This is a genomic window from Ectobacillus funiculus (assembly GCF_004138295.1).
GTDB classification, from domain to species: domain Bacteria; phylum Bacillota; class Bacilli; order Bacillales; family Bacillaceae_G; genus Ectobacillus; species Ectobacillus funiculus.
Window position 1 is genome coordinate 1 of sequence record NZ_SCFM01000140.1, and the last position, 233, is coordinate 233.

Here is a 233-nt window from a genome sequence, read left to right on the forward strand (position 1 = left end):
AGCGATTCAGAAATACAATGAGGAATATGCAAAAAAGCCTATGCAGTATAAAAAGTCTGTACGTGAAAAAATGAAAACCATTGGATATATTCCTACTTTCCGAGATATAAAGGGTGTTCCTAAATTCCATAGTAAGAAGCAAGGAAAGTTTAGTTATACGACAAACCAAACAAACGGAAATATAAAAATATGGCAAGAAAACGGAGAGTGTTTCTTATGTATTCCGAAATTCA

Annotated in this window: 1 pseudogene; it reads left to right on the forward strand. The window is 32.6% G+C overall.

The features are described from left to right. Positions 1-233: pseudogene (locus EP737_RS26125) on the forward strand (hypothetical protein); the annotation flags it as partial.